Genomic DNA, 2,687 nt, shown 5'->3' with positions numbered 1-2,687 from the left:
CCTAAGCCAAATAACGGGCAGGCAAGCCTGTTTGACCTATAATTGCCTAGGCGCCGTGGGCGTCTTCAATTTGCTAATTAAGGCAGGCTTCTAATGGATCCAAACATCATTCTTTTCGGTGCGCTTGGCGTAATGATCGTGTTCATGTTCATGAACAACAAGAAACGCAAGAAGCAGGCAGAAGACTTGCAGACTTCAATCGTGGTTGGCTCATATGTGATGCTAACCAGCGGCATTTACGGAACCGTAGCTGCATTTGAAGGCGACAAGGTCATTCTTGAGACCGCACCAGGCACCAAGTTGGTTGTCAACAAGTTGGCTATTCGCCAGGTTGAGGCAAACAAGCCAGCAACTGCAAAGGCTCCTGCGGCGGCAAAGCCGGCCGCAAAGAAGGCAGTGGCAAAGAAGCCTGCCGCAAAGACCACCTCGACTGCGGTTAAGAAGCCAGCAGCTAAAAAGTCAGCTAAGTAGAAACAAGGTTCCACGTGGCATCGTCAGTAACTAAGACAGCACGCAAGCGTCTCGCTTGGTTGCTCGCACTCATCATCACCTTTGCGGGCATCATCGGACTCGGCATGGCAACAAACCAAGCCGGTGCTTCTTTCGCGCCACAGCTTGCACTCGATTTGCAAGGTGGAACCTCGATCATCCTTTCGCCAACCGTCGCCAACGGTGAAACCGTGAAGCCTGAGCAACTCGACCAAGCGGTAGCAATCATCCGTGCGCGTGTTGACTCAACAGGTGTTTCTGAGTCAACAGTCACCACCTCTGGCAATAACAACATCATCGTTGAGATTCCTGGTGTTCCGTCTGATAGCACTCTGCAGCTAATCAAGAGCAGCGCAAAGCTTGAATTTCGCGCTGTTCTTGTAGCCTCGGCGAGCACCACTTCACAGGTCGGCGGAGACTCTTCATCGAGCGCTTCACCAAGCGCATCTCCTGCAGCAAGCAAAAGTGCGGCACCTGCTCCAACTGCAAAACCAACCGACCCTAGCGACCTGAATTGGGTTAGCCCTGCTCTTCAGGCACAGTTCGATGCACTCGACTGCAGCAAGCAATTCAGAGCTCCTGGCCAGGTTGACGACCCGACTCAGCCTTTGGTTACCTGCGACTCTTACCGCTACCAGAAGTACATTCTCGGACCGGTAGAAGTTGCCGGTGCAGACATTTCAAACGCAACTGCTGGCACCATCACTACCCAAACCGGTGCTGCAACTAACGAGTGGGCAGTCAATCTTGACTTCAACGCCAAGGGAACCGAAGCGTTCAGTGCCGTCACTTCACGTCTCTATCCATTGACCAGCCCGCGCAATCAATTCGCGGTAACTCTTGATGGCTTTGTCATCACTGCACCTCAAACCAACGCGGTTATCACCAACGGTTCTGCTCAGATCACTGGAAGCTTCACCAAAGACTCTTCTAAGTCGCTAGCAGACCAACTGAAGTATGGTTCTTTGCCAATCGGTTTTGAGGTTCAGAGCCAAGAGAACATCTCGGCAACCCTAGGTAGCGAATCGCTTAGAAGTGGTCTGTTGGCCGGTCTAATCGGTCTGATTTTGGTAGTCATCTATTCGCTGTTCCAATACCGTGCCTTGGCTTCGATCACTATCGGTTCGTTGGTTATCGCGGCAGTGCTTACTTATCTCTTGATTTCTATTTTGTCTTGGCGCCAGGGTTACCGTCTGTCACTTTCTGGCGTGGCCGGTCTAATTGTGGCCATCGGTATTACCGCTGACTCGTTCATCGTTTACTTCGAACGTGTTCGTGATGAGCTTCGAGACGGACGCACCCTGAGTGCCGCGGTTGAATCAGGTTGGAAGCGCGCGGTGCGCACCATCCTTGTTTCAGATGGCGTGAGCCTGCTAGCGGCGGTTGTCTTGTTTGCCCTCACCGTAGGCAGCGTCAAGGGTTTTGCATTCACTCTCGGTCTAACCACACTGGTTGACCTTGCGGTTGTAGCAATCTTCACCCACCCGATGCTGCAGATTTTGGCCCAACTCAAGTTCTTCAGCTCTGGCAACAAGTGGTCAGGATTCGACGCTAAAGCTCTTGGCGGACAGATATATAAGGGCCGAGGCAGGTTTGAGGTTGCAGAGACCGTGAACGATGCCAAGCGTGGCAAAGCTTCTAAAGAGGCTGTGAAGCGTCAAACGATTGCTGAGCGCAAAGCTAGCTCAAACCTAGACAACGAAGGACAGAACTAATGTCAAAGTTCAGCGATTTGGGTAACGACCTATACACGGGCAAGCGTTCTGTCGATTTCGTTGGCAAGCGCAAGGTGTTTTACATCATCGCTGCGATCATGATTGCCTTAGCTGTGGCGCTGCCCGCTGCACGTGGCGGTTTCAATTTTGGAATCGAATTTAAGGGTGGATCAGAGTTTCGCGTAAGTGGCATCAGCCAGTCTGACCAGAAGAAAGCAGTCGATGCTGTTCACAGCGTTGTTGCCAACTCGAACCCGACCGTAACCGCAGTTGGAACTGATGCTCTTCGCATTCAGACTGAATCACTTGAGGCAACTCAGTCAGAGTCAGTTCGAGTTGCGCTCGCCAATGCATACGGAGTGAACTCTTCAGCAGTTGCCAGTTCGTTCATCGGAGCTAACTGGGGTGCAGATATCACTACAAAGGCTTTCTACGGTCTAATTGTGTTTGTTGTTCTTGCCGCGCTCTTGATGGCTGTCTACT

2 protein-coding genes and 1 pseudogene are annotated in these 2,687 nt (G+C 51.8%); all 3 read left to right on the top strand.

The features are described 5' to 3' along the window. The first annotated feature begins 93 nt into the window (after positions 1-93). Positions 94-471 carry a preprotein translocase subunit YajC gene (gene yajC, locus Q0L26_RS05565; RefSeq protein ID WP_296648513.1) on the top strand — a complete coding sequence of 126 codons (378 nt, stop codon included), beginning with the start codon at positions 94-96 and terminating at the stop codon, positions 469-471. A 14-nt stretch (positions 472-485) separates the two neighbouring features. Beyond that, positions 486-2,204, top strand: coding sequence for a protein translocase subunit SecD (gene secD / locus Q0L26_RS05560; RefSeq protein WP_296648510.1), 1,719 nt, complete (start codon positions 486-488; stop codon positions 2,202-2,204). Continuing rightward, positions 2,204-2,687, top strand: a pseudogene (locus Q0L26_RS05555) (protein translocase subunit SecF); the annotation flags it as partial. The gene secD and the pseudogene Q0L26_RS05555, both read left to right, overlap by 1 nt.

Origin of the sequence: Rhodoluna sp. (genome assembly GCF_024641065.1) — a bacterium.
Lineage (GTDB): Bacteria > Actinomycetota > Actinomycetes > Actinomycetales > Microbacteriaceae > Rhodoluna.
Note: the sequence above shows the minus strand (reverse complement) of the source record. Positions and strands in the feature narration are given on the sequence as shown.